21 protein-coding genes, 1 pseudogene and 1 riboswitch are annotated in these 24895 nt (G+C 67.9%); of the genes and pseudogenes, 13 read left to right on the top strand and 9 right to left on the bottom strand.

Going from position 1 to position 24895, the window contains the following annotated elements:
* Positions 1–38: 38 nt before the first annotated feature.
* Positions 39–671 (top strand): VWA domain-containing protein, encoded by a 633-nt coding sequence (locus tag U0042_RS28435; RefSeq protein WP_114814802.1) that lies wholly within the window; start codon positions 39–41, stop codon positions 669–671.
* Between the two features lie 57 nt (positions 672–728).
* On the opposite strand, the gene cobJ is transcribed toward U0042_RS28435, so the two are convergent.
* From cobJ to cobG, 4 genes are read right to left on the bottom strand one after another with little or no spacing between them, the layout of a single operon-like run.
* On the bottom strand, positions 729–2645 hold the full coding sequence (gene cobJ, locus U0042_RS28430; RefSeq protein ID WP_114814801.1) for a precorrin-3B C(17)-methyltransferase: 1917 nt from the start codon (positions 2643–2645) through the stop codon (positions 729–731).
* Positions 2633–3391: a precorrin-2 C(20)-methyltransferase gene (locus tag U0042_RS28425; RefSeq protein WP_114814800.1), complete on the bottom strand. Its 759-nt coding sequence runs from the start codon at positions 3389–3391 to the stop codon at positions 2633–2635. Before U0042_RS28425 ends, cobJ begins: the two co-directional genes overlap by 13 nt.
* Positions 3388–4014, bottom strand: a complete 627-nt coding sequence (locus U0042_RS28420) for a precorrin-8X methylmutase (protein WP_114814799.1) — start codon at positions 4012–4014, stop codon at positions 3388–3390. Before U0042_RS28420 ends, U0042_RS28425 begins: the two co-directional genes overlap by 4 nt.
* A complete protein-coding gene (cobG, locus tag U0042_RS28415; protein WP_114814798.1) occupies positions 4007–5479 on the bottom strand; it encodes a precorrin-3B synthase in 1473 nt (490 codons plus the stop codon). The genes U0042_RS28420 and cobG overlap by 8 nt, the downstream gene beginning before the upstream one ends.
* A 137-nt stretch (positions 5480–5616) precedes the next feature.
* Positions 5617–5881: riboswitch (cobalamin riboswitch) on the bottom strand.
* Positions 5882–5979: 98 nt separating this feature from the next.
* On the opposite strand from cobG, the gene cbiE reads away from it, so the two are divergent.
* From cbiE to U0042_RS28370, 9 genes are all read left to right on the top strand, one after another.
* Entirely contained in the window at positions 5980–7233 is a 1254-nt protein-coding gene (gene cbiE, locus U0042_RS28410; RefSeq protein WP_114814838.1) for a precorrin-6y C5,15-methyltransferase (decarboxylating) subunit CbiE, read from the top strand.
* Positions 7233–8336 carry a cobalt-precorrin-5B (C(1))-methyltransferase gene (locus U0042_RS28405; protein ID WP_114814797.1) on the top strand — a complete coding sequence of 368 codons (1104 nt, stop codon included), beginning with the start codon at positions 7233–7235 and terminating at the stop codon, positions 8334–8336. The genes cbiE and U0042_RS28405 overlap by 1 nt, the downstream gene beginning before the upstream one ends.
* Entirely contained in the window at positions 8333–9100 is a 768-nt protein-coding gene (locus U0042_RS28400) for a cobalt-precorrin-6A reductase (RefSeq protein WP_114814796.1), read from the top strand. The genes U0042_RS28405 and U0042_RS28400 overlap by 4 nt, the downstream gene beginning before the upstream one ends.
* Positions 9097–9837: a precorrin-4 C(11)-methyltransferase gene (cobM, locus tag U0042_RS28395; protein ID WP_114814837.1), complete on the top strand. Its 741-nt coding sequence runs from the start codon at positions 9097–9099 to the stop codon at positions 9835–9837. Before U0042_RS28400 ends, cobM begins: the two co-directional genes overlap by 4 nt.
* Positions 9838–10068: 231 nt before the next feature.
* Positions 10069–11634, top strand: a complete 1566-nt coding sequence (locus tag U0042_RS28390) for a methyl-accepting chemotaxis protein (protein ID WP_114814795.1) — start codon at positions 10069–10071, stop codon at positions 11632–11634.
* A 105-nt stretch (positions 11635–11739) separates the two neighbouring features.
* A complete protein-coding gene (locus U0042_RS28385; protein WP_114814794.1) occupies positions 11740–12387 on the top strand; it encodes a DsbA family oxidoreductase in 648 nt (215 codons plus the stop codon).
* 365 nt (positions 12388–12752) lie between these two features.
* A complete protein-coding gene (locus U0042_RS28380; RefSeq protein WP_114814793.1) occupies positions 12753–13121 on the top strand; it encodes a hypothetical protein in 369 nt (122 codons plus the stop codon).
* A 220-nt stretch (positions 13122–13341) separates the two neighbouring features.
* Positions 13342–15549, top strand: a complete 2208-nt coding sequence (locus tag U0042_RS28375) for a TonB-dependent receptor (RefSeq protein ID WP_114814792.1) — start codon at positions 13342–13344, stop codon at positions 15547–15549.
* Between the two features lie 88 nt (positions 15550–15637).
* Positions 15638–16321, top strand: a complete 684-nt coding sequence (locus tag U0042_RS28370; protein WP_114814791.1) for a Fe2+-dependent dioxygenase — start codon at positions 15638–15640, stop codon at positions 16319–16321.
* Positions 16322–16348: 27 nt separating this feature from the next.
* Here the strand turns inward: U0042_RS28370 and U0042_RS28365 are convergent, their stop codons facing one another.
* From U0042_RS28365 to U0042_RS28350, 4 genes are all read right to left on the bottom strand, one after another.
* Positions 16349–17479, bottom strand: coding sequence for a methyl-accepting chemotaxis protein (locus U0042_RS28365; protein WP_114814836.1), 1131 nt, complete (start codon positions 17477–17479; stop codon positions 16349–16351).
* A 207-nt stretch (positions 17480–17686) separates the two neighbouring features.
* Positions 17687–18586 carry a DUF72 domain-containing protein gene (locus U0042_RS28360; protein ID WP_232833585.1) on the bottom strand — a complete coding sequence of 300 codons (900 nt, stop codon included), beginning with the start codon at positions 18584–18586 and terminating at the stop codon, positions 17687–17689.
* A 262-nt stretch (positions 18587–18848) separates the two neighbouring features.
* Positions 18849–19082, bottom strand: a complete 234-nt coding sequence (locus U0042_RS28355) for a hypothetical protein (RefSeq protein WP_114814790.1) — start codon at positions 19080–19082, stop codon at positions 18849–18851.
* A 174-nt stretch (positions 19083–19256) separates the two neighbouring features.
* Positions 19257–19727: an Lrp/AsnC family transcriptional regulator gene (locus U0042_RS28350; protein ID WP_114814835.1), complete on the bottom strand. Its 471-nt coding sequence runs from the start codon at positions 19725–19727 to the stop codon at positions 19257–19259.
* A 148-nt stretch (positions 19728–19875) separates the two neighbouring features.
* On the opposite strand from U0042_RS28350, the pseudogene U0042_RS28345 reads away from it, so the two are divergent.
* Positions 19876–20556 (top strand): annotated as a pseudogene (locus U0042_RS28345) (LysE family translocator).
* Between the two features lie 54 nt (positions 20557–20610).
* On the opposite strand, the gene U0042_RS28340 reads toward U0042_RS28345, so the two are convergent.
* Entirely contained in the window at positions 20611–21126 is a 516-nt protein-coding gene (locus U0042_RS28340; protein WP_114814789.1) for a DUF1993 domain-containing protein, read from the bottom strand.
* 292 nt (positions 21127–21418) lie between these two features.
* On the opposite strand from U0042_RS28340, the gene U0042_RS28335 reads away from it, so the two are divergent.
* Both U0042_RS28335 and U0042_RS28330 read left to right on the top strand, forming a co-directional pair.
* Entirely contained in the window at positions 21419–22981 is a 1563-nt protein-coding gene (locus tag U0042_RS28335; RefSeq protein ID WP_114814788.1) for a S53 family peptidase, read from the top strand.
* A gap of 120 nt (positions 22982–23101) precedes the next feature.
* Complete coding sequence (locus tag U0042_RS28330; protein ID WP_114814787.1) at positions 23102–24817, top strand: S10 family peptidase; 1716 nt, start codon at positions 23102–23104, stop codon at positions 24815–24817.
* The last annotated feature ends 78 nt before the right edge of the window (positions 24818–24895 follow it).

Genomic DNA, 24895 nt, shown 5'->3' with positions numbered 1-24895 from the left:
CCGCTGACTCGCGCAGCGGATTCCGATGGCCGGGTGAAGTGGGCGTGAGCGCACGGCGCGATGGCGGACCTCGCACGAGCATCGGCACAGGCGGCAGCACGCGCATCGCGTGGCCCGCCACCTTCGCGCGCAAGCGCAATGTGCCGCTGCGCGCGGACCATCTGCGTTACGTGCACGAAACCGCGCCGCGAGGCGAGCTGCATTGCTTCGTGCTGGACTGCTCGGCGTCGATGCTGGGTGGCGAACGGCTTGCGCTCGCCAAAGGTTTGCTGGTGCGCTGCTTCGATTCTGCCGCACGCGCGCGCGTCGAAGTGGCGCTGGTCTCTTTCGGCGGTATGCGCGCCGACGTGCGCTTCGGTCCCGCCGTGCCGCGATGGTGGAACGAACGGTGGCTCGCGCCGGTGGGCGGCGGAGGCGGAACGCCGTTCGCGCTCGGCCTGCGTGCGGCGGGTCAGGTGCTTAAGCGCGCCGCGCGCAGACAGCCGGCCCAGCACCGCACGCTGTGGATTCTCACCGACGGCCGCAGCAGCGAGCGTCCCGCGAAGCCGGCCTGGGCCGACCGCATCGTGTTCGTGGACTTCGAGCGCCACGTGCCGGCGCTTCAGGTCTGCGGCCGGCTCGCGCAGGCGTGGGGCGCGGAGTGGGTGCGGGCGGAAACGTTGATCGCGTGAGGGCAAGCGGAGCGTGCTCAAGCGCGCACGGCTGAAACGCGGCGCGCGGGCTCGCCATCACGCCTCGTACCACCGCGGCGTATAGATCCACTCGCCGTGCGGGCCGCCCGCCACGCCGCGCGTGGTCGACGACCCGACGATCACCATCGTGCGCATGTCCACCTGATCGGCGCGCAGCGCGCCCAGCGTCGTCGTGACGAGCGTGGCGCCGGGCCGGCCGATGTCGCGGCCCAGCACCACGCGCGTTTGCGGCGCGCGGTAGCCGCGCACGATGTCGAGCGCGCGGTCGAGCTGCCAGGGCCGCGCGCGCGAGATCGGGTTGTAGAACGCCATCACCAGATCGGCCTCGGCGGCGTGGCGCAGCCGTTGCTCGATGATGCGCCACGGCTTGAGGTTGTCCGAGAGCGAGAGCATGCAGAAGTCGTGGCCCAGCGGCGCGCCCGCCTGCGCCGCCGTGGCCATGGCCGCCGAGATGCCCGGCACGATGGCGAGCGCCACCTTGCGCCAGCGCGGGTCGTCCGCGGTATCCAGCGCTTCGAGCACGGCGGCTGCCATGGCGAACACGCCGGGGTCGCCGGACGAGACGATCGCCACGCGCCGCCCCTCGCTCGCGAGCGCGAATGCGTGGCGCGCGCGCTGAAGCTCTTCGCGGTTGTCCGTGGGATGCACGCGCTGATCGTCGCGGAAGGGGCCGGCCATGTTCACGTAGGTCGCGTAGCCGAGGACGTCGGTGGCATCGGCGAGCGCCGCGCGCGCGGCCGGCACCATCAGGTCGGCGCTGCCGGGGCCGAGGCCCACCACGGTCACGCGTCCGCGCGCTTTGCCCGGCAGCGCCGAGGTAACAGACTGTGATGCAACGGCGAGGGCGATACCGTTGCGGTGCGTATGGATGTCGTGAGGCACGCGCAACGCTGCGCGGAGCAGTTGTCCGGCGCGCTCGTGCGGTGCGCTGCCTTGCAGTGTTGCGTCAGCAGAGGCGCTGAACCGAAGCGGCACGCCCAATGAACGCGCCGCTTCTTCGAGGGCCTCGTCGTCCATGCGCTCTTCGGGCGTGAGCAAGGCGGCGAGCGCGAGCGGAGCCAAACCTTGCGCGCGCAGCGCCTCGCGCACGCGGTGCACGATGGAGGCGGCGGCGTTCGTGATGGACGTGCCGGTCGAGTCGCGTTCGCCATCGGAGTTGGAACGGCTGTTGAGTCGTCGTGCTGCGATCGCGCCGTCGGTGGCGTCCAGGTCGTTCTCTTCGCCGCTCGCGTTGTCGTTCGTTCGCAGGTCGTGCGCTGCGCCATCGTTGCAAGCCGCATGCGCGCTGTCCGGCGCGCTCGAAGCCCACACCGCCGCCACCACGCTCTTCGGATGCACCACGAGTTCATCGCGGCGTTCGTCCGATGCCTGCGCCGTCACGCGGATCGTGAGCCGCGCCGATTCGTCAACGGGCAGCGGCACGCGGTCGAGCCAGGGTGCTTCGCCTTCGATGCGCGTATGTTCGCCCGCGAGCAGATCGGAGACGAAACGCTTGCCTTGCTCGAGGCTCGCAAGCGCGTAGCCTTCCGGCGGATTGAGCAGGCACGTGCCGAAGCGCAGCTCGCCGCTCGTCGTGATGGCGGGTGCTACGCCGAGCGCCGCGGCAATCTCGCGCGCCATCACGTTGACGCCCGCAAGGCCGCCCAGCAGCGGCACGACGGCGCTGCCGTCTTCGGCCACGGCGAGCACGGGCGGCTCGCTGCCCTTGTTCGCCAGCGCGGGCGCGAGGCTGCGAATCACGATGCCCGCCGCGCACAGCACCACGATGGGCGTGCCCTGCGCGTAGAGCGTGCGCAGATGGACGCCGAGTTCGGTGAAGGTCACGTCGGCGTCCACGCGCGCATGCAGCCCGTGCAATTGCGCGCCCGCATAGCAGGCCTGAATGCGCCGCGCCGTGCCGAGCGCCCCGGGTCCCAGCACGACGATCGCGGGCGGCGTGCTTACCCTTGCCATCTTTCCCCCGGCACGACGAGCAGCGAAAAATACGGCGACGCCATCGGGTCCACTTCGGCGAGCGGCACGATGCGCTGGTTCGCCATCGTGGCGCGCTCCACGTAGAGCGCGCGGCTCGCGAGGCCCAGTTCGTCCAGCACGCGCCGCACCTTCTCGAAGTTGCGGCCCAGCTTCATGACGACGGCCGCATCCGCATCCATGAGGCGGCGGCGCAGTTCGTCTTCGGGCAGCACGCCGGAGAGCACCGACAGGCTCTGGTTGCGATAGACGAGCGGCGCACCCAGCACCGCCGCGCCGCCCAGCATCGAGCAGACACCGGGCACCACGTCCACGTCGAAGTGGGGCGCGAGGCGATCGTGCAGGTACATGTACGAGCCGTAGAAAAACGGGTCGCCCTCGCATATCACGGCCACGTCGCGGCCCGCCTCCAGATGCGCGCTCACCACGGCGGCCGCCGTGTCGTAGAAGTCGGCGATGATCGCCTCGTACGAAAGCGGCGGGGCGAGCGCTTCGGTCGTCACGGGGTAGACGAGCGGCAACTGGATCTGCTCGCCGGCCAGGTGCGCTTCGACAATGCTGAACGCGTTGCCCTTCTTGCCCTTCGCGACGAAGTACGCCACCACGGGCGCGGCCTTGAGCAACCGCAGTGCCTTGAGCGTGAGCAGTTCGGGGTCGCCGGGGCCCACGCCGATGCCGTAGAGCCGTCCGCGCGGTGTCGTGCGCTCTGTCGTTCGCGCTGTTGTCATTCAGCCTCCGAGGCCAGCGCGTTGACGGCGGCCGCGGCCATCGCGCTGCCGCCGCGCCGGCCTTCCACGATCACGAACGGCACGCCGCGGCTGTCGGCGGCGAGCATCGCTTTCGATTCGGCGGCGCCGACGAATCCCACGGGAAAGCCCAGAATCAGCGCGGGCCGCGGTGCGCCCGCGTCGAGCATGTCGAGCAGATAGAAAAGCGCGGTGGGCGCATTGCCGATGGCGACCACGCTGCCGGCCAGATGAGGACGCCAGAGTTCGAGCGCCGCCGCCGACCGCGTGTTGCCAAGCTCGCTTGCAAGCGCGGGCACGGCCGGGTCGCCGAGCGTGCAGAGCACCGGGTTCGCCGCGGGCAACCGCGCGCGCGTGACGCCTTCGGCCACCATGCGGGCATCGCAGAGAATCGGCGCGCCGCGTTTGAGCGCATCGCGCCCTGCCGTGCCCGCGCCCGGCGAAAACTTGAGCGCATCGACGATATCGACCATGCCGCACGCGTGGATCACGCGCACCGCGAGCTTTTCGAGGTCGGGCGGGATGCGGGAGAGGTCGGCCTCGGCGCGGATCGTCGCGAAAGACGCGCGATAGATGGCCTGGCCGTCGCGGACGTAATCAAGCATGGGAAGAAACTCCGTACGCGAGGCGCGCCGCGTGAAGCACGCGCGTGGCCTGGTCGAGGGTGAGATGGGTGTCGAGGCGTTCGCCGAAGCGCGGGGTGGCGGGGCCTGCGCCGAGGGCGCCGCTTTCGTCGGACGGCGATTGTGCGGCCGCCTGTTCGACGCGCCGATAGACGTCGTAGCGGCCCGGCTCCACGGCGAGCAGCGTGTAGGGCGCGCAGTGCGCGGCGGCGCACGAGCGCACACAGCCGCTCACGTGAACTTGCACGTCGTCTGGCAGATGCGGCGCGAGTGCGAGGGCATCGGCTTTGGTGTCGGCGTGCGCCTTCATGCAACCGGGCGAGCCCGCGCACGCAACGAGTCTTGCGAGCGGATGGCGCGCGTCCTGAATCAGTCCGAGTGCATCCAGAGCGCGTTGGACCTGCGGTACCGCGGACGCTTCGACGTCGACCAGCAGCACGCCTTGCCACGGCGTGGCGCGCAGCGTGGCGGCGGTCTGTTGTGCGAGCCGCGCGAGTTCGCGCAGCGTGGGCGCATCGAGGCGGCCGAGCGGCGGCTGCGCGCCTACGTACCACCGTTCGCCATCGCGTTGCCGGTGAGCGCCGAATCGCAGCGATGCGTCGGCGGGCGCGCGGCGCCATGCGTCGACGGCGGCGTCACGGCGCAGCGGAAAATCGATACGGTATGCCAGGTGTTCGAGCAGCGCGATCTCGCCGTGCGCGGCGACGAGGTGGCGCATGCGCGTCTCTTCGGGGCGGGCGAGGTCGAGGAACAGCGTGAGCAGCGCACGAACCAGCGCGGGCACGTCGACCGCCTGCACGGCGGCGAGCGCGCAACGCTGCGTGCACGACGGTTCGCCCGCCAGGCCGAACGCGAACCAGGTTTGGCCGGCGTGCTGTTCCGGCGCGATGGCCGAGAGCCAGATGTCGTGCGGATGATCGAGCGCCGCGAGCCGTTCGCCGCCGTCGAGCAGCAACGCGAACTTCGGCGAGAGCGCGGCGAAACGCGGCTCGCCTTCCAGCAGCGCGAGCAGTTGTGCGGCGAGATGCCGCGTGTCGACGAGTGCGCCGATGTCGCGGCCCGCGGAGGGACTCGCCATCACGTTGCGCACGTCGTCGGCGGCGGCAAGGCGTGGCGTCGACAACGGCGCGTCGCACGACGCCTTGGACGCAAGAGGCGACGCATCCGGAAACTGCCGCGGCCCGAGCCCTGCCGCGAGCAGCCGCGCAATCAACGCGGGCTCGTGGCCGGCGCGCACGCCGCGCAGTTGCACGTTGGACCGGTTCGTCAGTTCGATCACACCGCCGGCATGTTCGCTTGCCGCCTCGGCAATCGCGATGGCCTGTTCGGCGTGCAGCTCGCCGCCGGGCAGCTTGATGCGGCACAACCCGCCGTCGCGTGCGCTGACGATGCGCGTCAGCGCGGGACAGGCGGAAGGCCGAAGCGAAGGAGTCGGATCGTGGCTCAATGCGCAGCGCTCGCGTTCAGTGAGATCGGTGAAAAAGCTCAGTGAGGAATCAGGCGTCGCGCTGCGGCCAGGTGTTCTCCTTGCGTGGCGAGGAGAGCGCGCGGCACCGGTGCACCCCGCCCGGTGTTGGCTTGCACGAACGGAACGTCCTGGCCGGCAGGTCTCCTGGCTCGCAGCTTGCCGGGTTGCCGCATGGAAGACGCGCGAAAAACGTACGAAAGCGCGTTGAAGACCATGTGCGACCCGGCGTCCGTGCCGGCCTTCCCGGTGGATCGGCTGGCTTGCCCGATCGTCCAGTGGCGCGTGGCGGCGCGGACTTTCTGCTCACAGTTGCGGGGGCAGCCACAGCTTGGCTGTGTTCCCTTTTCAGCCCCGTAGGGCACCGGCGAGGCGGTATTATCCTCTTTTTTGCGACGGGCACGACCGCGCAGGAAGGCCGCAGTAAAGCCTGCAAAGACCGGCGCGAAGCGGCACTGATCAAGCTCAAAGGAAACGATGCAATGCCCGCCTGGCTGACGGTGGTAGGTGTAGGGGAAGACGGATTTGCCGGGCTCGGCCGGGCGGCGCGACGCGCGTTGCTCGAAGCGGATGTGGTGGTGGGCGGCCAGCGCCACCTCGCCATGTTGCCCGCGCGCATTGCGGCGCGGCGCGAGGCCTGGCCGTCGCCGTTCGACATCGCACCGGTGCTCGCGCGGCGCGGCAAGCCGGTGTGCGTGCTGGCGAGCGGCGACCCCATGTTTTACGGCGTCGGCGCCACGCTCGCGCGGGCGCTGTCCGCCGACGAATGGCGCGTGCTGCCCGCGCCGTCGTCGCTTTCGCTCGCGGCGGCGCGGCTCGGATGGGCGTTGCAGGAAGTCGCGGTGGCGTCGCTCGTAGGGCGCCCGCTTGCCGCGCTGAACGCGCATCTTCACGACGGCGCCCGCATCTTCGTGCTGAGCCGCGACGGCGAGTCGCCCGGCGCCATCGCCGCGCTGCTGCGCGAGCGCGGTTTCGGCGCCACGCGCATGCACGTGTTCGAGCATCTGGGCGGTGACCGCGAACGCCGCATCGACGTGCGTGCCGCGGCCTGGCCGTCCGATCAAGCGCGGGACGTGGCCGCGCTCAACGTCGTGGCGCTCGCCTGCGAGGCAACGGAGGCGCGTTCGTTGCCGCTCACGTGCGGCCTTCCCGACGACGCCTTTCTCAACGACGGCCAGCTCACCAAGCGCGACGTGCGCGCCATCACGCTCGCGCGTCTCGCGCCGCGTCCCGGCGAACTGCTCTGGGATGTGGGCGCGGGCAGCGGCTCCATCGGCATCGAATGGATGCGCGCGCACGCCTCGTGTCGCGCCATTGCCATCGAAGCCGATGCGGGCCGCCAGCGTTTCATCGAACACAATCGCGACGCCCTCGGTGTGCCCGGGCTCGTGCTCGTGGCGGGCCGCGCGCCTGAGGCGCTCGCCGGCTTGCCCGCGCCCGACGCCGTCTTCATCGGCGGCGGCGTGACCGTGCCCGGCGTGCTGGAGGCCTGCTGGTCGAGCCTGCGCGAAGGCGGCCGGCTCGTGGCCAACGCGGTGACGTTGCAGGGCGACGCCGCACTCATGGCGTGGCGCGACCGCTGCGGCGGCACGCTCACGCGCATCGCGCTCAACGAGGCACAGCCGCTGGGCGGCTTCGACACGTGGCGGCCGGCGCTGCCGGTCACGCTCTACGAAGTCACGAAACCTCTACGCGACGATGCCGGCGCGGCTACTCGCGAGGGCACGCACCGATGATGCGCGACGAAACGCACGAAGCGCCGCGCCCGCTGCGCAGCGGCTACACCACGGGAAGCTGTGCGACGGCCACGTCGCTGGCGGCGGCGCGTCTGCTGCTGGCAGGCGAGGCAAGCGAGGTGTCCGAAATTGTCTTACCGAAGGGACAGCATGTTCAGATGAAGCTAACGTATTGCCGTTTCGTGAATGGTCGCGATGGCGCCGACGGCGCCGAAGCCGCCACTGTCAAAGACGCGGGCGACGACCCGGACGTGACGCACGGCGCCGTGGTCTTCGCGCGCGTGCGGTCGAGCGAGGCGCCCGGCGTGCGCTTTCACGCCGCGCCCGGCGTGGGCACCGTGACGCGCGCGGGGCTCGTCGTGCCCGTGGGCGAACCCGCCATCAATCCCGTGCCGCGCCAGATGATGCGCGACCACCTCGCGCAACTCGCGGCGCAGTATCGCTACACGGGCGGCTTCGAGGTGGCGATCGGCGTGGAGGGCGGCGAGGCCCTCGCCCTCAAGACCATGAACCCGCGGCTCGGCATCGTGGGCGGCCTCTCGATTCTCGGCACCACCGGCATCGTGCGGCCGTTCTCGTGCTCGGCTTATATCGCGTCGATCCATCAGGGTATCGACGTGGCGCGCGCCAACGGCATCGCGCACCTTGCTGCTTGCACGGGCAACGCAAGCGAAGACGCCATGCGCCGGCGCTACGGCTTGCCCGACATGGCGCTGATCGAAATGGGCGACTTCGCGGGCGCCGTGCTGAAGCACCTGCGCCGCGCGCCCGTGGCGCGGCTCAGCGTGTGCGGCGGATTCGGCAAGTTGAGCAAGCTCGCGGCCGGGCACCTCGATCTGCACAGCCGGCAATCGAGCATCGATTTGCCGCTGCTCGCGCAATGGGCCGCGGCACACGGCGCGAGCGACGAGTTGCAGGCCGCCATGCGCGCGGCCAACACGAGCCAGCAGGCGCTCGCGCTCGCGCAGGCGCAGGGCATCGCGCTGGGCGACATCGTGTGCCGCGAGGCGCTCCGGGTGGCACGCGGCATCGTGCCGCCCGACGTCGCCGTGGAGATGTTCGCCGTCGACCGCGAGGGCCGCTTCGTCGGCGAGGCACGATGACGCGCGTACTCCTGCTCGGTGGCACCGGCGAGGCGCTAAAGATCGCGCGCAGCCTCAAACACGATGACGTCTATAGCCTCGCGGGGCTCGGCAAGGTACCCGTCGATCTGGCGTGCCAGGTGCGCGTGGGCGGCTTCGGCGGCGGCGACGGGCTCGCGCGCTATCTGCGCGAACAGCGCGTGGACCTCGTCATCGACGCTACCCATCCGTATGCCGCGAACATGAGCGGCAGCGCGGTCGCGGCGTGCCGCACGGTTCGCGTACCGTGCTGGGCGTTGCGGCGTCCGGCGTGGCAGCCGGGACCGGGCGACGACTGGCGCTTCGTGCGCGGCTGGCCCCAGCTCATGGCGGCGCTCGCGCCGTTCGAGCGGCCGCTCTTCACCACGGGTCGCGAGCCGCTCGCGCATCTCGAGCGCATTCCCGCGCATCAATACTGGACCGTGCGCTGCCTCGACGCGCATCCCGGCAACGAGCGTTGCCGTGTGATCGGCGCGCGTGGCCCGTTCACGCTGGAAGGCGAGCGCGCGCTGTTCGACGCATGCAGTACCGACGTCGTGGTCAGCAAGAACAGCGGCGGCGGCGCCACCGAAGCGAAGCTCGACGTGGCGCGCGAACGCGGCTTGCCGGTGATCCTGTTGCAGCGTCCCACGCTGCCCAACGCGGACCGCACGTTCGACGAACCGGTCGCGCTGCTCGAGGCCCTTCGCGCGTGGCGCACGGCGGCGGACCGCAAACCGACGACGCATCGCGGAGCGAACGCATGACGGTGTACTTCATCGGCGCCGGGCCGGGCGACCCCGAACTCATCACGGTCAAGGGGCAGCGCCTCGTGCGCAGTTGTCCGGTGATCCTGTATGCGGGGTCGCTCGTGCCGCCTGCGGTGCTTGCGGGCAACACGGCCGAACGTGTGGTCAACACGGCGGATCTCGATCTCGATGCCATCGTGGCGTTGCTCGCCGAAGCGCATCGAAACGGGCAGGACGTGGCGCGCGTGCATTCGGGCGACCCGTCGCTCTATGGCGCGATCGGCGAGCAGATTCGCCGCATTCGCGCGCTCGGCATTCCGTACGAAATCGTGCCGGGCGTGACGGCGACGGCCGCCTGCGCGGCGGCGCTCGGCTGCGAGCTGACGTTGCCCGGCATCTCGCAGACGCTGATCCTCACGCGCTATGCGACGAAAACCGCGATGCCCGAAGGCGAGCAACTGGGCGACCTCGCGCGCCACGGTTCCACCCTGGCGATTCACCTGGGCGTGCGCCACATCGCGCGCATCGTGGACGAACTGCTGCCCCACTATGGCGCGGACTGCCCGGTCGCGGTGATCTACCGCGCGAGCTGGCCCGACGAGGAACGCGTGACGGGCACGCTTGCGGATATTGCCGCGAAGGTGCAGCAGACCGACATCGAACGCACGGCGCTGATTCTCGTGGGCCGCGTGCTGGCCGCCGAAGGTTTCGCCGATTCGTCGCTGTATGCGAGCGCGCAGGCCGCCGGTCGATGAAGCCTGCGCGGCGGCTCCAGGCCGCCTGCCTGCGAAGCTGGCGCAATTCGTCATATCCATGTCGGATGCGCGCAAAATTTCCTGACCTGTCCTGACGTCATCCCGATGGGTGGTCCCGGTTAATCGTCCGATGCGTGGCGCGATGGCCGGGCACCGCACGCAGCTCGTCCATCCGAACCGGGGTATCCCGCGCCCAGCCGGCATGCGCCGGCCGGCGCTTCAGGGCACGTCATGCGAAAACAACTGACCATCCGCGGCGGGCTGGCCGCGACCATCGGCGGCTATACCGTCCTGCTCATGCTCGTCGTGGGGGCCTGCATCGCTGGGCTCTATGCGGGCAATGCCTCGCTCGAAGCCATGTATCGCGACGATACGGCGTCGCTGCTGCATCTGAAGACCAGCTCTGAACGCATGCTCGTGCTGCGCGGCGCGCTGGGGGACGTGGGGCAGATGCTGAGCGCAGGGCAGCCGGCGAAAGAGGCCATCGCGCGGCTGCACGAACTGCTCGCGCAAAGCAACGCGGAACTCGACGCCTACACGCGCCTGCATGCCGCCGACGCCACGGAACAGGGGCTCGTTGCCACGTTGCAGCAACACCGCCAGGCGCTGCTCGATCAAGTGGTGACGAAGGCGCTTACGCAGCTCGATCAGGACGACACGTTCAACTTTCTCCAGACTCAGCGCGAGATGCCGCCCGCGCTTTTCGCGGCCTATCAGCAGGCGATCGGCGCGCTCGAAGACTTCCAGGTAGCGCGCGAAAAGGCCCGCTACGAAGCGGCGGATGCGCGCCTGCGTAAGCTCGTGGGCGGCATGGTGGCCGTGGCGCTTGTTGCGCTCGTGATCGGCGTGGTGGCCCAGCGTGCGCTCACGAAGGCGGTGGTGGGGCCCATTCATCTCGCCGTGGATCACTTCCAGAAGATCGCGCAGGGCGATCTCACGGCGCACGTGGTGGCGACGCGCAGAAACGAAATGGCGTATCTGCTCGATGCGCTCAGGCAGATGCAGGCGGGGCTCGCGACGACCGTGCTGCAGGTACGCACGAGCGCGCACACCATCGTGGGCGACGTGCGGGCGATTGCGAGCGGCAACGTCGATCTCTCCGCGCGCACGGAGCAGCAGGCCGTTTCGCTCCAGCAGGCGGCCGCGAGCGTCGAGCAACTGACGGCGGCCGTGCGCCAGAACGCCGACAACGCGCGCGACGCGCGCAGTCATGCCGCGGGCGCCGCGGATCTTGCCTCGCGCGGCGGCGACGCCATGCAGCGCGCGGTCTCGACGATGGGCTCGATTTCGGAGAGCGCGTCGAAGATCGCGGGCATCGTGAGCGTGATCGAAAGCATCGCGTTCCAGACCAATATCCTCGCGCTCAACGCCGCGGTGGAGGCGGCGCGCGCGGGCGAGCAGGGCAGGGGTTTCGCCGTGGTCGCGGCCGAAGTGCGGGGGCTCGCGCAGCGCTGCGCGTCGGCGGCGAGGGAGATCAAGGAATTGATCGGCGACTCCACGCAGCGCGTGGAAGACGGCAGCAAGCTCGTCGCACAGGCGGGCTCGACGATGAGCGCACTCGTGGATGCGGTGGCGCGCGTGAACACCATCATGAACGAGATCAGCCTCGCTTCAGACGAGCAGTCGGCCGGCATCGAGCAGGTGAACGCCACGGTGACGCAGATGGAGCAGACCATGCAGCGCAACGCGGCGCTCGTGGAAGAGGCGTCGGCGGCGGCGCTTTCGCTGGAGGCACAGAGCGCACGGCTCTACGAGGCCGTCGCGCAGTTCAACGTGCGGGACGAGGCGACGGCATGAGCGCTTAAGTGAGCGCAGGGGCTTCAGCGGCCCGCGGCGATTCCGGTTAACCTGTGCGCCTCACGCTGCGCACCGGGCGCGGCCGCAACCGTTTTCAGGAACGCAATGACCCAACCGCTCAGAATCGATTTCGTCTCCGATATCGCGTGCCCCTGGTGCGCCATCGGCCTTTCTTCGCTTGAACGCGCGCTCGAGCGCCTGGGTAACGAGGTGGACGCCCAGATCGTGGTGCATCCCTTCGAACTGAATCCGCAGATGGGCCCGGGCGGTGAGGCCATTGTGGACTACCTCGGCAAGAAATATGGCCGGACGCCCGAGCAGATCGCCGAGACGCAGGCGATGATCGGCGAGCGCGGCGAGAGCGTGGGCTTCACCTTCGGTCCGCGCACGCACGTCTACAACACGTTCGACGGGCACCGGCTGCTGCATTGGGCCGGCATCGAAGGCCGGCAATTGCCGCTCAAGCTCGCGCTGCTGCGCGCGTATCACGGCGAAGGCAAAGACCCGAGCGATCACGAGGTGCTGGTGGAGGCGGCGCGCTCGGTGGGACTCGATGCCGACGCGGCACGCCAGGTCCTGCAAAGCGGCGCCTACGCCGACGAGGTGCGCGCGGAAGAAGCCCAGTACCAGTCGATGGGCATTCAGTCGGTGCCGTCCATCATCTTCAACGGCCGCTACCTCGTGACGGGCGGCCAGCCTGTGGACGCGTTCGAGCAGGTCGTGCGGCAGGTGCTGGCCGAGGCGCAGACGTAATCGCGCGACCTCGGGTACGGCAAATGCGCCTCTCCTGCCGATGCGGCGAGCGCCGTGCGTGGTTTCCAGGGTTCCCGAAGATCCTCAAGCGTCCTCAAGCGTCCCCAAGCGTTCGCAGCCGATTTATCGGGCCCGTGCAAAGTGCGTTAGCGCACAAAGCGCCGGCGGCGACGTTGAATTGTCGACACGGTTTCTTAGAATGCATTGAGCATGACCCGCTTCGGCGGCGACCCTTCGCCGGAGCGCGGTGCCTGTAGTGGGCAGCGGCTCGGCCTCGCGGCGGGCCGCGAGGGTCTGCGCCGCCGGCCTCTGCGGCGCGTGCGCCGGCCCGTCGGGCCGGGCATCACGGACGGGAGCGGCGAATCATGCATGACTTTCCCGACGGGTCGCGCGTGCCTGCCTGGTGCGCGGCCGTTTTCCTCGTTGCCATGCCGGTGACGGACTCCTTCGCCAAATCGGCATGTCCCGCTTACGTCGAACTGCCTTCCGGCAGCGCATTCGACATTGCCCACCTCGTGACGGACGCCGGTTCGCCCGAGGCTGCGCTCGGCAAGGTGCGCGACGCGCTGGCTCGCATCGATGCGAACGGCGGCTGCCCGCGCTCGGTGCGCCCGCTCGTGTGCCAGGAAACGCTGGCCGTCGCCCGAAAAGCGATGGCGGCGCTGCAGGCCTGTGCATCGCCCGTTTCCTCGCTGCCGCCCGCGCAGCAGAGCACGCGCGACGCGGCACGGTAAGCGGGCCGCTTGAAATATTCGGAAAGGCGTGTGATGATAACGATTCTCATCTAGCTGCCGTGCATATTTGCATGGCCGCCCGATGATTCCAACGCAAAACCAACCGTAGCCAGCCTCGCCGCCTTCGCTTCGCGCGCAAGGAAGCCCCGCCAGCCAGCATCACGCCGCCCGCCGGTCTCGTTCGACCGGCCGGAGCGTGTCCATCTTCGACGGGGATTCCATGTTCGACAAGAAGCCGCTGGCCACAGCGATGGCACTGCTGTGCGTCACATCGGCCGCCACGCACGCGTCCGCTCAAACCGCATCCGCACCGGCGGCCGCGCCTGCGGGCGCCGGCAGTAATACCGGCAGCGCCCAGCTTGCCAGCGAAGGCACCTTGCCCGCTGTCGTGGTGTCCGGCACCAGCGACCAGCAGGACTTCCAGGACTTCCAGGCCGACCGCGCGACCGTGGGCGCAAAGACGCCCACGCCGCTGCGCGACATTCCACAGACCGTTACCGTCATCAACAAGGCGCTGCTCAACTCGCAGGCCGCCACGTCGTTTCAGGATGCGCTGCGCAACGCGCCGGGCGTGACGATCGGCGGCGCGGAGGGCGGCCAGATCGGCAACAACGTCAACCTGCGCGGCTTCACGGCGCAGAACGACATCTACCTCGACGGCTTTCGCGACCGCAACCAGTACTACCGCGACACCTTCGACCTGGAAGCCGTGGAAGTGCTGTACGGACCTTCGTCGATGCTGTTCGGCCGCGGCTCCACGGGCGGCGTCATCAACCAGGTCTCGAAGAAGGCGAACCTCACGCCCTCGGCGGAAATTTCCACGATGATCGGCACCGACGACCGCTACCGCACCGCGGTGGACGTGAACCGGCCGCTCACGGATACCTCGGCGATCCGGCTCAACGCGTTCGGCCAGTCGCTCGGCTCGAGCCGCGACGAGATGCACAACAAGGACTACGGCTTTGCGCCCGAAGCGCGCTTCGGCATCGGCACGCCCACCGAGATCACGTTGTCGGCGCTCATCCAGCACAACTACGATCAGCCGGATTACGGCGTGCCGCCGCTCAACGGCCATCCCGCGCCGGTTTCGCGCAACACGTATTACGGCCTCACGTCGGACCGCACGATCCAGGACGTGCAGACGTTCAACGCGAGCATCAAGCACCGCTTCAACGACAGTTTCACGATCACCAACCGCACGCAGATTTCGCACTCCATGACGGACGCGCGCGAAACCGCGCCGCAGGCGGTGCTCACGGGGCCGCTCGCCACGAGCCCCGCGCTCTCGAACGGCAACTACACGCAGATTCCGCTGAGCCAGCTCTATGTGAAGCTGCAAAGCCACGACCGCGTGATCCAGAACCACGCCATCTACAACGACACGATGGCGCAGTACAAATTCACGACCGGCCCCATCGCGCACGACCTGATCGCGGGCGTCGAACTGGGCCACGAGACTTACTCGAACCAGGCCTACACGCGCGGCAATCTGCCGGTGGTGTCGCTCGTCGACCCGGTCTATCTGTCCGATCCTGTCGGCGTGACCACGACGAAGGGCAACTACGCGTCGTCGTCGGCGAATTCGATTGCGACGTACGTCAACGACACCGTGTCGCTCGGCCAGCACTGGAAGGTGGTGGGCGGACTGCGCTGGGACCGCTACCAGGCGCACATCTCGAACACCATCAACGCGCCGGCCTATGCCGCGCAGACCAACAACTACACGAGCGTGCGCGGCGGCGTGATCTGGCAGCCGAGCGACTGGCAGTCGTATTACGCGTCGTATGGCACGTCGTTCGATCCGTCGCTGGAAGCGCTCACGGTTACGAACCTCACGCAGAATCTGCCGCCCGAAACGACGCGTTCGTTCGAAGTGGGCAGCAAGTGGGAGCTGCTGAACGGCAACCTCTCGCTGACTTCGGCGCTGTTCCAGCAGGAGAAGCGCAACGCGCGAACCCAGGTGTCCTCCACGGAATACACGCTCGACGGCGACGTGCGCGTGAACGGCTTCCAGGCCAGCGCGACGGGCCGCATCACCGAGCGCTGGCAGATCTTCGCGGGCTACACGTACATGGACGCGCGCATCGTCTCCGCACGCGACGGCACCCAGGGCCACGTGCCGGCCAATACGCCGCGCAACACGCTGACGCTGTGGAGCACGTATGCGATCACGCCGCACTGGCAGATCGGCGGCGGTCCGACCTACATGTCGGCGCGCTATGCAGCCAACACGAACCTCGTCGAGGTGGGCGGCTATACGCGCTGGGACGCGATGGCGGGCTACCACACGAAGCGCTACGACGTGCAGCTCAACGTGTTGAATCTGACGAACAAGCGCTACTACGACGCGCTGATTCAGTCGGACGGCGGGCGGTCGGTGCCGGGCATCGGGCGCACGCTGCTGGCCACGGCGAATTACCGGTTCTAGAGCCGGTCCTGAAGTCGGTTTTGACTGCGCTTTCAAGCTCGCCGCGGAATGTGGCGAGCGTCATTCCACCCGTATCGAAGGTCCGCCCATGCTGCTGCCCATTCCCGATGTTTTGACCGCCGACCAGGTGCGCTACGTGCGCGAACGTCTGGAAGGCGCCGGCGACGCGTGGGTGGATGGCCGCGCGACGGCCGGCTATCAGGGCGCGCCCGTGAAGCGCAACCAGCAGATCGCCGAGCATTCGCCGCTGGCGCGCGAACTGGGCGACGTGATCGTGGGCGCCATCGAGTGCAATCCGCTCTTCATCAGCGCGGCGCTGCCGAATCAGGTCTATCCGCCGCTGTTCAATCGCTACGGGAGCGGGATGACGTTCGGCAGTCACGTGGACGGCGCGGTGCGCGTGCTGCCGAACGGTGTGAAGCTGCGCACCGACGTGTCGGCCACGCTCTTCCTTTGCGATCCCGACGAGTACGACGGCGGCGAACTCGTGATCGAAGACACCTACGGCGTGCAGCAGGTCAAGCTGCCCGCCGGACACATGGTGGTGTATCCGGCCACGAGCCTGCATCAGGTGACGCCGGTCACGCGCGGCACGCGGCTCGCGAGTTTCTTCTGGGTGCAAAGCCTCGTGCGCAGCGACACGCAGCGTGCGTTGCTGTTCGACATGGACACCGCGATCCAGCGTCTCAACGCGACGGGCGCGGACGACGCGGCGCGCCGCAGCCTCGTCGGCTGCTATCACAACCTGCTGCGGCTCTGGAGCGAGACTTAGGCGCGGGTACTTTTCATTCGCGCTGCGTCAGCCGGCCTTCTTCACCTGGAAGATCTTCACGGCTTCGGCAAGCGTCTGCGACTGTTCCTGGAGTGAACCGGCCGCCGCCGACGCCTGTTCGACGAGCGCCGCGTTCTGCTGCGTGGCGTTGTCGATCTGCGCGATCTCGGTGTGGATCTGCTCGATGCCGGTGCGCTGGGCCGTGGTCGCGGTGCTGATCTCGCCCATGATCTGCTCGGCCTGCTTCACGCTCTTCACGATTTCTTCCATCGTGCGGCCCGCCACGTCGACGAGCCGCACGCCCGTTTCGATGCGCTCCACCGAGCGGCTGATGAGTTCGTTGATCTCCTTGGCCGCCGTGGCGCTGCGCTGCGCGAGCGCGCGCACCTCGGTTGCGACCACGGCGAAGCCGCGGCCCTGCTCGCCGGCGCGCGCGGCTTCCACCGCGGCGTTGAGCGCGAGGATGTTGGTCTGGAAGGCGATGCTGTCGATCACGCTGATGATGTCGCCGATCTTCGTCGCGCTCGTATTGATCTCGCCCATCGTCGCGACGACCTCGCTCATCGTGCGTCCGCCTTCGGTGGCCACTTCGCTTGCGGAAGCGACCAGTTCGTTGGCCTGCGCGGCGTGCTCGGCGTTGTTCTTCACGGCGTCCGTGAGCGCCGCGATGGAGTGCGCGGTGCGCTGCAGGCTGAGCGCCTGCTGCTCGGTGCGCGCGCTCAGGTCGTTGTTGCCGGCGGCGATCTCGCACGAGGCCTGCGCTACCGTTTCCGCGGACTGCCGCACTTCGGCGATCGTCGACTGGAGCTTCTTGCGCATCATGTTGAGTTCGTAGTTGAGCCATGCGATCTCGTCGCGGCCGGCCGACTCGATCTTCGTCGCCAGATCGCCGCCCGCAATGCGGCCCACGGTTGCCACCACGCCCTCGACCGGCGCCTTGATGGCGCGCCGGATACCCCAGCCCAGCAGCACGCCGACCACGACCGCCAGCCCCGACGACACGAGCACCACGGGCACGAGCGCGCCCGCGGCGCGGCCCGAGCTGGCGAGCTGCACCGCCCATAGCGCGGCGCCGCTCGCGCAGAGCACGAGCAGGATCATTGCGGCGAAGCCCGCGGAAATACGCGTCGTGAGACGGAAATTGGAAAGTCGGATCATCGTCACCTCGGTCATGCATTTACGAAGGCGGCCGGGCACGCGGTTCGAGTGGCGCGCGCGGGGCATCGGCACGCAGGCTCATCCCGCGGCCGGCCAGCATCTATGCGTTATTACGGCAAGGCGGGGGACGGCGATTCACGGGGGTTTACGCGAAGCGTGCAACAGACTTGCAGCGTTTTTTCGGGGGATGCATAAGCGATCGTTTAGTCAATTCGCGCGGCGGCTTGGCGGGCTGCTTTTCCGTTGGCTTTTCGGTTGGCTGTCAGGGTTGCTGTCGGGGTCGCTTTCCGACGGTTCCGGGCGGTTGAGGGGGCGCGGTGCTTTGCCCTTGTATTCGGGCAGGGGCGGGAGGTGTGCGTCGAGCCCGAGTCGGGCCATCAGGCGGCGCGCATCGAACGGCGCGCGGACCTTCACGTCGTTGTCGAAATAGCAGAAGACGTCGCGCTTGCCGCGCGGCTTCGGTGCCGGGCCGCCGATGTGATGGGCGTCCGCGGGCTCGTCGCCGCCGTGCCAGGCCGCGATGCGCCCGGCCCAGTGGGCGAGTACGTCGTCGGGATAGGAGCCGTGGTACATCTGCTCGCTGCCATGCAGGCGCAGGTAGACGAAGTCGGTCGTCACGTCTTCGGCGTACGGCCACTTGCCGGCGGAATGCGCGAACACGAGCGAGATTCGATGGCGGCGCAGCAGATCGATGAAGGCCTCGCAGAGAAAGCTCTCGTGCCGGACTTCGATGGCGTGGCGCAGCGGCCGCTTGCGGTCGATGGTGAGCGTGGAGCGGCCGGCGACGCGCTCGTCGTGATGTTCGCGGGCGAAGTCGAGCGCCGCTTGCGTGTCGCGCGGCAGCAGGGCGAAGAAGTGCTCGAAGCGTTCGGCATCGAAGCGAAACGAGCCGGGAAACTGCCAGAGCAGGACGCCCAGCTTTTCCTTCAGCTCGAAGACGCCGGACGCGAGGAAGTTGCCGAACGCGGTGGGCTGTTGCCGGCTCCGGCCTGGCTTGCCGGTGGGGGCAGCGTATTGGCGGAGGTATTGGTGGACGTATTGGCGGATGGTCCGCGGGTTGACGTGCGCCTCGCGGACAGGTGGACGCAGGCAGGGGCGTGCAGACACGGGCGCGCAGACAGGCGCACGCGCGCGGGGCGGAGCGCGCGTGCCGGAAGGGCGCGCGTGTGAAGCGGCGCTCGTCGATGGGCGGCCGGCGCGGCGCGCGTCTTCGCGCTAAACGTGCTTCGATGTCGTCCAGGACGCTGCGTCTGGCCGCAACTAACGGTCTGCCTCGTGCTGCGCCTCCGGATCAGTAGGACCGTCCGCCAACTACGTGACCGTCTCGTACTTCACCAACTGGCAGCCGGCCGGCGGGCCGATATGCCGGTCAGCGGTTCCCGTCAAGCAGGTCGTTCAGCAATTCGTCGAACGCGGCCTGAGCGTCTTCGAGTTCCTCCAGGGCGGCATCGAACGTCTGCAAGGCGAGTTGCGATGGGCGTCCGTCGCCCTTGGGCGGAAACTGGGATTGCAAGGCGGCAAAGGTGGTGTGGACGCGCTGGGTCGCAGCGAGTACGCGGTCCATTGCGCGGGTTTCTTCGGCTCGTGCTTCTTCGGGTGTCATGGGTGCTCCGTCGGTTTCAAATCAGGTTCGGAAAAACGGCTCGTGTTTGGGGGCGAATCGGCCGGTTCGGGCCAGGTGGGGACGATCGAGGGCGCGGCGGGGCGGCGAGAGGCGACAACGCGGCGGGCCGCATGATGGCTACGCTTACACGGCGCCCCGGCCGGCGCTTGCTGCTCACGGCACGGGCAGACCACCGTTGGCCTTCACTTCACGCAGCGACAGCGACGACTCCACGGACGTCACGCCCGGCAGGCAACGAAGCTCGTCGCGCATGAACGTGCCGTAATCGTCGAGATCGCGGGCGACCACCTGCAAGATGTAATCGGCGCTACCCGACACGTTATGACACGACAGGATGCGGGCGATGGCCAGCACCTCGCGTTCGAAGCGGTCGGCGAGCGCACGGTCGTGGACGGCAAAGCGCACATACACGAACGCCACCACCCCGAGGCCGAGCGCCTCGCGCGAAAGCATGGCCCGATACCGTTCGATATAGCCCTCCTGTTCAAGGCGCTTCAGACGCCGTGCGCAGGGCGTTTCGCTCAGCCCTACCGTTTCGGCGAGGCGCGCGTTCGGAATGCGGCCATCAGCCTGTACGGCGGAGAGGATGGCCCGGTCGATCCTGTCGAGTTCGAGGTCGTTCACGGCGAAAAGGGAGTTCTCCAAATTGAGCGAAAATGTTAGCGCAATCCGCCAAATTCTGGCATGTGTGGACAGAAAATCGCCAGAAATCGCTCGTAGGCCGATTGCAATATAGAGCCCATCACAACGGGTTCTTGCCAAGGTTTTTGCGATGGTTTCCACTCACCTTCTGGTTGTCTTCATTGCCGCACTGATCGTCGTCTATGCCTTGCCGGGCCCCGACATGGCCTTGATCCTGCAAACCAGCATCGGACGAGGCGCGCGCAGCGGCTTCGCTGCCGCGGCCGGTCTGGGCGTGGCCCGCGCGACGCATGTGACGCTGTCGGCTTGTGGCGTAGCGGCACTGCTCCACAACGCACCGTGGCTTTACGAGGGGGTGCGGTATGCGGGCGCCGTCTATCTGGCATGGGTGGCCGTGCAGATATTCCGCTCGCCGGTGTTTGCTTTGCCGGGAGCGGACGCCGGCAGCAGTCGAGCGACTTACGGTCGGCCCGCGTCCAGGCCAGGCGAGACGTCATCGGCACTGCCGCGCCCGCTGCGCGTCGATTTCGCCAAGGGGCTGCTGACGAACCTGCTCAACCCCAAGGCGCTGCTGTTCTGCTCGGTGCTCCTGCCGCAGTTCGTGCGCACCGATGCCGGGCCCGTCGCGTTGCAGGTGACGGAGCTGGGCGCGGTGCTCGTTGCCCTGGGGGCGTGCTTCGATGCCCTCTACGCGCTGGGCGCCGCACGCATCGCGAACTGGGTGCGCGCGCATCCGCTCGCGTAGACCGCGCAGCGGTGGACGTTTTCCGCTGCGCTGGTCGGGTTCGCGGTGCGGCTCTCGCTCGATTGAGACGATTGCCGCCGTCAAGACCGCCGGAGCGACGCGCCGACGCCCGGCGTTTCCTCAAGCAGCCCGCTTTGCCCCGAGGTAATCCAGCTTGCCCAGTTCCACGCCGTTGTGGCGCAGGATGTCGTAGGCCGTCGTTACGTGGAAGAAGAAATTGGGCAGCACGAAGTGCAGCAGATAGCTCATGCCCGTGAATTCGATAGGGCCGCTGCGCATCTTGAGCGTGATCGTGCGCGCTTCCGAGCCGTCGATCTGCGCGGGCTTGAATTCCTTCAGGTAATCGATCGTCTTCTGGATGCGGGCCTGCAATTCGTCGAACGTGAATTCGACGTCTTCGTAGCGCGGCGCTTCCACGTCGGCCAGCCGCGCGGCGCAGCCTTTAGCGGTGTCGGTTGCAATGTGGATCTGGCGCGCGAGCGGCAGCATGTCCGGGAACAGGCGCGCGCCGGTGAACACCGAAGGATCGATCTGCTTTTCGGCGGCGTGAGCTTCGCCTTTGCCGAGAATGGCTTGCAGGTTGGTCAAGCCGTGCAGCAGCACGGGCACCGATGCTTGATACATGGAAATGGACATGGGAATTCCTCGTTCTTCGATGGTGTGCGCCGCGCTTCGCCCGGTTGCGCACTGCGACGCACCGGAAGCTGCGGGCGGCCCATTATGCGTCATCTTCCGAAGGCGTCGCCATCGGCCGAACGGACAGGTGCCCGCGACCACGAACTGTGCTTGAATGGTTTTGTCGGACGGTTCTGCGCTATCCCACTGAAACGAAGTTGCGCCGGGTTCGAGTCGCGGCGGCGTTTGCTGCGGTCGTGCCCGTCACGCGCAACGCGTGGCTACCGTCGTGCAATCCGGAGGTGTCGAAACCATGGCGAAACATCCGCTGGCAGGAAGTGAGCGTGCCGTTGCTGAAGGGTCGAAGGTGGTCGGGCATTGCGATCCGGCCGAGGTGATCGAGGTGGTGCTTATGCTGCACCGTCAGAACGAACCGGCGTTTCGCGCCCTCATGCAGAAACTGGAGACCGGCGCGCCGGACGCGAAGCCGCTTTCCCGCGAGGAGTTCGCGAAGCGTTTCGGCACGCCCGTCGATGACCTCGCCAAAGTGCAGGCTTTCGCGGCGCAACATGGTTTGTCCATCGTCCGTTCCGACCCTGCCGCCTGCACCGTCGTATTGAAGGGCACGATTGCCGGGTTCCAGAAGGCATTCGACGTCGAACTGCAGCATTACGAACATCACACCATCGGGAGTTATCGCGGCCGCACCGGGCCGGTCAATCTGCCCGACGATCTCCACGGGGTCGTCACCGCCGTGCTCGGGCTCGACAACCGTCCGCAGGCGCGGCCGCACTTCCGTATCCGGCCGCCGTTCCGGCCCGCCCAGGCCCGCGAGACCGCGTCGTTCACGCCGACGCAACTCGCGGCGCTCTACGACTTTCCGGAAGGCGACGGCGCGGGACAATGCATTGGGGTCATCGAACTGGGCGGCGGATATCGCAGCGCCGATCTGCAGCAGTATTTCTCGAGCCTCGGCGTGCCGATGCCGAAGGTGGTTGCCGTGGGCGTGGACCAGGGGACCAATCGGCCAACGGGCGATGCGGGCGGTCCGGACGGCGAAGTGGCGCTCGACATCGAGATCGCCGGCGCGGTTGCGCCGGGCGCGACCATCGCGGTCTATTTCACGCAGAACAGCGATGCCGGCTTCGTCGACGCCGTGAGCCGGGCCGTGCACGACACCACGCACAAGCCATCCGTCATTGCGATCAGTTGGGGCGCGCCGGAAACGTCGTGGACGGCGCAATCGCTCCAGGCCTTCAACAACGTGCTGCAGGCGGCCGCGGCCGTGGGCGTGACGGTGTGCGTGGCATCGGGCGACAGCGGATCGAGCGACGGCGTAGGCGACGGCGCGGATCATGTCGACTTCCCGGCATCCAGCCCTTACGTGCTCGCCTGCGGCGGCACGAGCGTGCACGCGTCGGGCCAGTCGGTGACGAGCGAAACCGTCTGGAACGACGGTCCGTCCGGCGGCGCGGGCGGCGGGGGAGTGAGCGGGGCGTTCCCTGTCCCCGTCTGGCAGGAAGGCTTGAGCGTGACGCGCACCGGCGGTTCGAAAGTTGCGCTTTCGGGGCGCGGCGTGCCCGATGTCGCGGGAGACGCATCGCCAGCAACGGGTTACGAAGTCCTGGTGGACGGCACGCAAACGGTTGTGGGCGGCACGAGCGCCGTAGCGCCGCTGTGGGCGGGACTGATCGCGCGCATCAACGCGGCGAAAGGCCAGCCCGCCGGCTTCATCAATCCCAGGTTGTATAAGGCTCAGGGCGTGTGCAACGACATTACGCAGGGCAACAACGGCAGTTTCGAGGCTGCGCCGGGGTGGGATGCCTGCACCGGGCTTGGTAGCCCCAATGGTCAGAAAATCGCTGCGGCTCTATAGTCGTCGGCGAACGTGGTGTGGTGAAAGGGCCGCCGGTTTGCCGGCGGTTTCCGTCTGGCGCGGCTTGCCTTCGGGCGGTCGCGTGGCGTGAAAACGCATAACGAATCCGATGGAGCGATCATGACGAACCCCGATTCAGCTTCCGGCAGTGTGCAGTCGTCCCACAATTCCCACGCGTCGCCCGCATCGCGCGCGTCGGCAGCCTCCGCGGCTTCGTCCGCGCTGGCGGCGTCTTCTCCGTCACCTGCGCCGTCGGCCCCGGCGGTGCACCGCGGCGGCGACCAGCCGTTCTTCGATCCCGTCGCCTACGGCAACGGCCCCGACGATTCGGTTACGGACACGAGCGAGAGCGCGGCTATCACGAAGCATTCCATCGTGATTGGCGGCAAGAAGATCAACTACACGGCAACGGCCGGGCACCTCGTCACGGTGGACCCCAGCAGTTCGCTGCCGAATGCCAGGATCTTCTACGTGGCGTTCACCGAAGACGGGCAGAAGGAGGAAACGCGGCCCGTTACGTTCTTCTATAACGGCGGGCCGGGTTCGTCGTCGGTGTTCGTCCTGCTTGGCTCGTTTGCGCCGAAGCGCATCAAGACCTCGATGCCGGGTTTCACACCGCCCGCGCCGTATCAGATCGAAGACAACCCGGACAGTCTGCTCGACAAGAGCGACCTCGTTTTCATCAATCCGGTGGGCACGGGCTACTCGGCGGCCATCGCGCCGCACAAGAACCGCGACTTCTGGGGCGTGGACAAGGACGCCGACTCCATCAAGCAGTTCATCAAGCGATTCCTCACGAAGAACAATCGCTGGAATTCGCCGAAGTACCTGTTCGGCGAGTCGTATGGCACGGCGCGTAGCTGCGTGCTGGCGTACCGCTTGCACGAAGACGGCGTGGACCTGAACGGCGTCACGCTACAATCGTCGATTCTCGACTACACCCAGGCTGGCAATCCGGTTGGTGCGTTGCCTACGGCAGCGGCGGACGCCTGGTATCACCGCAAGCTTGGCGTGGCGCCCACGCCAACGGACCTGGGCGCGTTCGTGGAAGAGGTCGCGCAGTTCGCACGCACCGACTATCTCGCGGCGCTGCGCAAGTTTCCGTCCACCGACGACGCCACGGTGGAAAAGCTCTCCGAGTACACCGGCATCGACAAGACGACGCTGCTCGCGTGGAGCCTCGACGTCGCAGCCTACGATAGCCGCGGCAATTCGCTCTTCCTGACGACGCTGCTCAAGTCGAAGGGCGTGGCGCTCGGCGCTTATGACGGTCGTGTCACGGCTATCGACACCGGTATTGCAGGCAAGATCGATCCGAACTCGGGCGGCAACGATCCGACCATGACGGCGGTGAGCGGCGTCTACACCGCGATGTGGAACCAGTACCTGAACGAGCAGCTCAAGTACACGTCGAATTCGTCGTTCACCGACCTGAACGACCAGGCGTTCCTGAACTGGGACTTCAGCCACATCGATCCGACCGGCGAACAGAAGGGCGTGGACTCGAAGGGCAACATCGTGCTTTACACCGCGGGCGACCTCGCGGCGGTGATGGCGCTCAATGTCGATCTCAAGGTGCTCTCCGCGAACGGGTTCTACGACTTCGTGACGCCGTTCTACCAGACCGTGCTCGATCTCCAGCAGATGCCGCTCGTGAGCCAATCGGTGCGGCAAAACCTGTCGGCGCGGTTCTACCCATCGGGACACATGGTCTATCTGGACGGCGGATCGCGTACCGCGCTCAAGGCCGACCTTGCGAAGATGTACGACGCGACCGTGTCCGACACGGCGGCGTTGGGGCGCATTCGCGCACTCCAGGCACGCAAGGCGGGTTAGCGGAGTATCGGCCGGATGCGTGGCGGGGCGCTTGCCGTCGTTCTCGATGACGGCGAGCGCGATGAGTCCGCGACGTGT

It is taken from the genome of Paraburkholderia kururiensis, assembly GCF_034424375.1.
Classification (GTDB): Bacteria; Pseudomonadota; Gammaproteobacteria; order Burkholderiales; family Burkholderiaceae; genus Paraburkholderia; species Paraburkholderia kururiensis_A.
The sequence above is the reverse complement of the archived record's forward strand: the minus strand, read 5'-3'. Positions and strand labels throughout refer to the sequence as shown.

Excerpts from the sequence above, each read along its gene's own strand:
- cobJ (WP_114814801.1), bottom strand. The coding sequence starts at position 2,645 with ATGGCAAGGGTAAGCACGCCGCCCGCGATCGTCGTGCTGGGACCCGGG.
- U0042_RS28425 (WP_114814800.1), bottom strand. The coding sequence starts at position 3,391 with ATGACAACAGCGCGAACGACAGAGCGCACGACACCGCGCGGACGGCTC.
- U0042_RS28420 (WP_114814799.1), bottom strand. The coding sequence starts at position 4,014 with ATGCTTGATTACGTCCGCGACGGCCAGGCCATCTATCGCGCGTCTTTC.
- cbiE (WP_114814838.1), top strand. The coding sequence starts at position 5,980 with ATGCCCGCCTGGCTGACGGTGGTAGGTGTAGGGGAAGACGGATTTGCC.
- U0042_RS28405 (WP_114814797.1), top strand. The coding sequence starts at position 7,233 with ATGCGCGACGAAACGCACGAAGCGCCGCGCCCGCTGCGCAGCGGCTAC.
- U0042_RS28400 (WP_114814796.1), top strand. The coding sequence starts at position 8,333 with ATGACGCGCGTACTCCTGCTCGGTGGCACCGGCGAGGCGCTAAAGATC.
- cobM (WP_114814837.1), top strand. The coding sequence starts at position 9,097 with ATGACGGTGTACTTCATCGGCGCCGGGCCGGGCGACCCCGAACTCATC.
- U0042_RS28390 (WP_114814795.1), top strand. The coding sequence starts at position 10,069 with ATGCGAAAACAACTGACCATCCGCGGCGGGCTGGCCGCGACCATCGGC.
- U0042_RS28385 (WP_114814794.1), top strand. The coding sequence starts at position 11,740 with ATGACCCAACCGCTCAGAATCGATTTCGTCTCCGATATCGCGTGCCCC.
- U0042_RS28380 (WP_114814793.1), top strand. The coding sequence starts at position 12,753 with ATGCATGACTTTCCCGACGGGTCGCGCGTGCCTGCCTGGTGCGCGGCC.
- U0042_RS28375 (WP_114814792.1), top strand. The coding sequence starts at position 13,342 with ATGTTCGACAAGAAGCCGCTGGCCACAGCGATGGCACTGCTGTGCGTC.
- U0042_RS28370 (WP_114814791.1), top strand. The coding sequence starts at position 15,638 with ATGCTGCTGCCCATTCCCGATGTTTTGACCGCCGACCAGGTGCGCTAC.
- U0042_RS28365 (WP_114814836.1), bottom strand. The coding sequence starts at position 17,479 with ATGATCCGACTTTCCAATTTCCGTCTCACGACGCGTATTTCCGCGGGC.
- U0042_RS28355 (WP_114814790.1), bottom strand. The coding sequence starts at position 19,082 with ATGACACCCGAAGAAGCACGAGCCGAAGAAACCCGCGCAATGGACCGC.
- U0042_RS28340 (WP_114814789.1), bottom strand. The coding sequence starts at position 21,126 with ATGTCCATTTCCATGTATCAAGCATCGGTGCCCGTGCTGCTGCACGGC.
- U0042_RS28335 (WP_114814788.1), top strand. The coding sequence starts at position 21,419 with ATGGCGAAACATCCGCTGGCAGGAAGTGAGCGTGCCGTTGCTGAAGGG.
- U0042_RS28330 (WP_114814787.1), top strand. The coding sequence starts at position 23,102 with ATGACGAACCCCGATTCAGCTTCCGGCAGTGTGCAGTCGTCCCACAAT.